Origin of the sequence: Streptomyces sp. NPDC102274 (genome assembly GCF_044766385.1) — a bacterium.
Classification (GTDB): Bacteria; Actinomycetota; Actinomycetes; order Streptomycetales; family Streptomycetaceae; genus Streptomyces.
Map to the genome: position 1 here is coordinate 1 of NZ_JBIWLW010000108.1, position 4,485 is coordinate 4,485.

Below are 4,485 nucleotides of genomic sequence, written 5' to 3' on the forward strand. Positions count from 1 at the left end.
ACATCACACGCCACCAGCCTGCCCCAACGAGCCATCCACCAAGGCCAGAACCGAGAAGACGATCAACGGTTACGAAAATCTTGTCAGAGCCATGATTTAGGTGTGTTTCGTCTGTTTGGTCTAGCGGTTTTTCGGTGGGCCGTTCGGCTCACACTCGTCCAGCGGTAAGGCGGCCGTCGAAGAGGACGTCGAACTCGTTGAGGGCGGACTTCCAGCGGTTGTTCCAGCGCTGGCGGCCGCGACCTGTGGGGTCGAGGGCGAGGGTGGCGAGGTAGAGGCGCTTGAGGGCGGCCTGCTCGTTGGGAAAGTGGCCGCATGCCTGGGCCGCGCGCCGATAGCGGGCATTGAGCGACTCGATCGCGTTGGTGGTGTAGACGACCTGGCGGATGGCGTCGGGGAGCCCGAGGAAGGGCACGAACTCGCTCCAGGCGCGCTGCCAGGTGCCGGCGATGGACGGATAGCGTTTGCCCCATTTCTCGTCGAACTCGTCGAGCCGGGCGCGGGCTTGCTCCTCGTTGACGGCTGTGTAGACGGGCTTGAGGTCGCGGGCGACGTCAGCCCAGTCGCGGCGCGAGGCATAGCGCAGGCTCGCCCGGATCAGGTGAAGCCGTCAAAAAACAACGCGTTGCTTCGCGAGTGCGATCTCGTTGATGTGGTATGCGCATATCCGACGAGGTTCGCGGTCAGCTGGCACGGCGGTTCGAGGTCCTGCTCCCGCATCTGAACGAGCGTCAGCAGCGGTTGGCACTGGCAACCGAGGCTCGATTGCTCGGCCACGGGGGCGTGCGCCTGGTCGCGCAGACGGCTCAGGTCAGCGAGACGACGGTCCGAAAGGGTGTCTTCGAACTTGAGGGCGGGGCAGAGCCGTTGCCCGAGGATCGTGTCCGGCGCCGTGGTGGCGGTCGGATACGGGCCGAGGCTGTTGACCGGCATCTGGTTCCGGTGCTGATGGCGCTGGTCGAGCCGGATGAGCGCGGCGATCCGATGTCACCGCTGCGCTGGACGACGAAGTCGCTGCGGAACCTGGCCGCCGAGTTGTCCCGGCAGGGGCATTACGTGACCGCGCCCACGGTGGGCCGCCTGCTGAAGGAGCACGGGTTCAGTCTGCAGGGCACCGCCAAGACACTGGAAGGCGATCAGCATCCCGACCGGGATGCGCAGTTCCGCTATATCAACGAGCAGGTCAAAGGGCACCAGGCCGCAGGTGAGCCGGTGGTCAGCGTGGACGCGAAGAAGAAAGAACAGATCGGGCTGCTGCCGATGCCCGGGCAGGAATGGCGGCCGGCTGGGAAACCCGTCGAGGTCGAGGACCACAGCTTCTTCGCCGGCCCGCACGTGGAATCGGTGATTCCGTACGGGATCTACGACATGACTGCGAACACCGGCTGGGTGAACGTCGGAGTCGATCACAACACGTCCGCGTTCGCGGCCGCCTCGATCCGCCGCTGGTGGCAAGCGCGGGGACAGCACGACTACCCCGAAGCAACCCGGCTGCTGATTACCGCTGACGCCGGTGGGTCCAACAGCTACCGCTACCGACTGTGGAAGGCTGAGCTGGCCGCGTTTGCCGCTGAGGTCGGCCTGAACGTCACGGTCTGCCACTTCCCGCCGGGTACTTCAAAATGGAATAAAATTGAGCATCGGTTGTTCTCGCACATCACCATGAACTGGCGCGGCCGACCGCTGACCAGCCACGAGGTCGTCCTCAACACGATCGCCGCGACCACCACCCGGACCGGGCTGCGGGTCGAAGCCGCCCTGGACCGAGGCTCCTACCCGACCGGCATCGCGATCAGCCGCGACCAGTTGCAAGCCCTACCGATCACCGCGCATGCCAAGAGCGGCCAGTGGAACTACAGCATCGCCCCGACCGGCAGCACCGCTCCCGCCCCATGCTCCGACGAGCGTGCCGCAGCCCGCGCGCAGACCCTGCACATGCTCGCCGACCCCCGCCTGACCGGCATGACCACCGACGAACTGGACGCGCTACAAGCCAGGTTGGCCCCGGACCAGCAAGCACGGGCCGAACAGCATCGCTACGTACTGCGCGGCGGCCGGCGCGTCGCCACCACCGGCCGCAGCCGATCACTGCTCTCAGATGCGGACGAGGTCCTGATCACCATCATCTACCTGCGGCAGCTCTGCCCGCAGAAGGTCCTGTGTGACCTGCTCGGGATCAACCCGGTCACCATCGGCCAGGCCATCAAGGCAACCCGGAAGCTGCTGGACGAATACAAGATCAGCATCACGCCGACCGTCGTCCGCTACTTCGCCCGGGCCGACGACCTGCGCGCCTGGGCCACCGGCGCCGACCCAGCCGAGCACGCTCCAGCGGCCCCGACCCGCCAGGCCCTGACGGACCCGACGCTGCCCGGCATAAGCCGCGAAGCACTGAACGCCCTGCTCGAAGAGCTGATCGTGCCCTACGCCGCCGTGATCGAACAGCGCCGCCATCTCCAACGCGGTGGCGATCGACGCCCAGGCACCCGCGGCGGCGTCTTCCGCCAGAAACTCACCGACAGCGACCGGATCCTCGCCACGATCCTCTACCGACGCAGAATCTGCGGCCTCAACCCCCTCACCGAGCTCTTCGGCGTCTGCCGCAGCACACTGTGGAACGCGATCCGAGACGTCCTGCCGATCCTCGACGCCCACCGCCTCACCATCACCCCCTCCGAGCACCGGCACATCACAGCAGCCGACCTCCTCGCCTCGATCAACGAGCCACACCCGAATGATCAAGAAGACGGGCCCAGATAAACACCATGTTGATTTTTGACGGCTTCGGTGGACCACGCAAGTCTGCACCACGGTGTGGGGCCAGACGGTGTTCACCGCGTCGGGCAGCGCGCTCAGCCCGTCGCAGACCAGCATGAGTACATCGCGCACTCCGCGGTTCTTGATCTCGGTCAGGACAGTCTGCCAGTACTTGGCGCCCTCGCCGCCGTCGCCGGCCCACAGGCCGAGGATCTCGCGATAGCCGTCCACGGTGACCGCAATGGCCACGTAGACAGGCCGGTTCGCCACATGCCCGTCACGGATCTTGACATGCACGGCGTTGACGAAGACCACGGGGTAGACCGCATCGAGGGGACGGGTGCGCCACTCCGCCATCGACTCCAGGGCCTTGTCGGTGATCGTGGATATGGTCTCCTTCGTCGTCACCATGCCGTAGGTCTGCGCGAGGTGAGCCACGATCTCGCCGGAGGTGAGGCCCTTCGCGGTCAACGAGAGCACCAGATCGTCCAACGCCCCCGTCCGGCGCGCGTACTTGGGCAACATCCGGGGCCGGAAGGTCCCCAGCCGGTCCCGGGGCACCTGCACCGTGACGGTGCCGACCTCCGTCATCACCTTCTTGCTCCGGTAGCCGTTGCGCGTGTTGCCGCCCGAACGCGAACCGCGCCCGCCCACCCGGCCGGCCTCGGCGTCCAGATGCTCATCCATCTCGGCCTCCAGGGCCGCCTGCATCAGATGCTGGGCCAGCTCGGGCAGCAGCCCGCCCTCGCCCATCAGCCGCAACCCCTCGCCGCGGACCTTCTCCGCCGCGAGCGCGGCCAGCTCCTCCAGCAATTCGGCGGACAGACCGTTCGGCGACACCGGCATCGACTTCACGTCGGCACCCTCAGCGCCATCACCAGCCGAGGCAAGCGACACGCCATCAACAGTCCCGATCAGGTGACCCGTCGTCGTACTCATGGGGCTCACTCCTTCGTGGAGATCAACACCTCATTCATGACACTCCCCGCCCTGAGTCTCAATATTCCGTAGGGTTGATTCATGACGTGCCCGGGACCGAAGCTTGAGCCGTTGGATCTGATGCTGAGCGGTCAGTGCTGGAGGGTTGGGCGCGGCGGCGTAAGTCCGCGCAGGGCATGGCGATGCGGGCCCGGGTGATCCTGGCCCGTGATGCCGTCGGGGAGGATGGCTTCCCGGTGTCGACGAGTGCGGTGATGGAGCGGGTTAGGGTGTCCCGAGACACTGTTTCGAAGTGGCGTCGTCGGTTCTTCGTGGACCGTCTTGACGGGCTGTCGGACGAACCGTGTCCCGGTCGCCCCCGCACCGTCCTTGATGAGGGGGTCGCCGATCTGAGGTTCCCCTCGTAGCGTGGAGTCCGTGACAGCAGGGGATGTTGGTTGTCATGGCGGAGAAGCGTCGCAAGTTCACGGCGGAGTTTCGTGAGGGGGCGGTACGCATCGTGACGGAGACCGGGAAGCCGGTCCCCGAGGTCGCGAAGGACCTGGGGATCAACGAGACGACGCTGGCGAGCTGGGTCTCGCGGGCGAAGCGGGCCGAGAAGGCCACGCCTGAGGACCAGGACGCGTTGATCGCCCGGCTGACGGCGGAGAACGCGGCGTTGAACAAGGAGAACAAGGAACTGGGGATGGAGCGCGATGTCCTCAAACGCTGCATGGGTGCGCCACGAAGTTCTGTGTGACCGAGTGGTGGTGCAAGGCCACCACCGCCGGGCCGTCGCAGCGGTCCGGT

Annotated in this window: 4 protein-coding genes and 2 pseudogenes; 4 read left to right on the top strand and 2 right to left on the bottom strand. The window is 66.2% G+C overall.

Annotation, left to right across the window (positions count from 1 at the left end; genetic code table 11):
- Positions 1-148: 148 nt before the first annotated feature.
- Positions 149-601, bottom strand: a complete 453-nt coding sequence (locus tag ACIRQP_RS42015) for a transposase (RefSeq protein WP_403900709.1) — start codon at positions 599-601, stop codon at positions 149-151.
- Between the two features lie 56 nt (positions 602-657).
- On the opposite strand from ACIRQP_RS42015, the gene ACIRQP_RS42020 reads away from it, so the two are divergent.
- Positions 658-2,760 (top strand): ISAzo13 family transposase, encoded by a 2,103-nt coding sequence (locus tag ACIRQP_RS42020; protein WP_403900705.1) that lies wholly within the window; start codon positions 658-660, stop codon positions 2,758-2,760.
- A gap of 75 nt (positions 2,761-2,835) precedes the next feature.
- Here ACIRQP_RS42020 and ACIRQP_RS42025 read toward each other — a convergent pair.
- Positions 2,836-3,510 (bottom strand): annotated as a pseudogene (locus tag ACIRQP_RS42025) (IS256 family transposase); the annotation flags it as partial.
- Between ACIRQP_RS42025 and ACIRQP_RS42030 the strand changes: the two are divergent.
- From ACIRQP_RS42030 to ACIRQP_RS42040, 3 genes and pseudogenes are all read left to right on the top strand, one after another.
- Positions 3,433-3,768 carry a hypothetical protein gene (locus ACIRQP_RS42030; RefSeq protein ID WP_403900711.1) on the top strand — a complete coding sequence of 112 codons (336 nt, stop codon included), beginning with the start codon at positions 3,433-3,435 and terminating at the stop codon, positions 3,766-3,768. The pseudogene ACIRQP_RS42025 and the gene ACIRQP_RS42030 overlap by 78 nt on opposite strands.
- Positions 3,769-3,878: 110 nt before the next feature.
- Positions 3,879-4,088: pseudogene (locus ACIRQP_RS42035) on the top strand (helix-turn-helix domain-containing protein); the annotation flags it as partial.
- A gap of 50 nt (positions 4,089-4,138) precedes the next feature.
- Positions 4,139-4,435, top strand: a complete 297-nt coding sequence (locus ACIRQP_RS42040; RefSeq protein ID WP_403900707.1) for a transposase — start codon at positions 4,139-4,141, stop codon at positions 4,433-4,435.
- Positions 4,436-4,485: the final 50 nt, after the last annotated feature.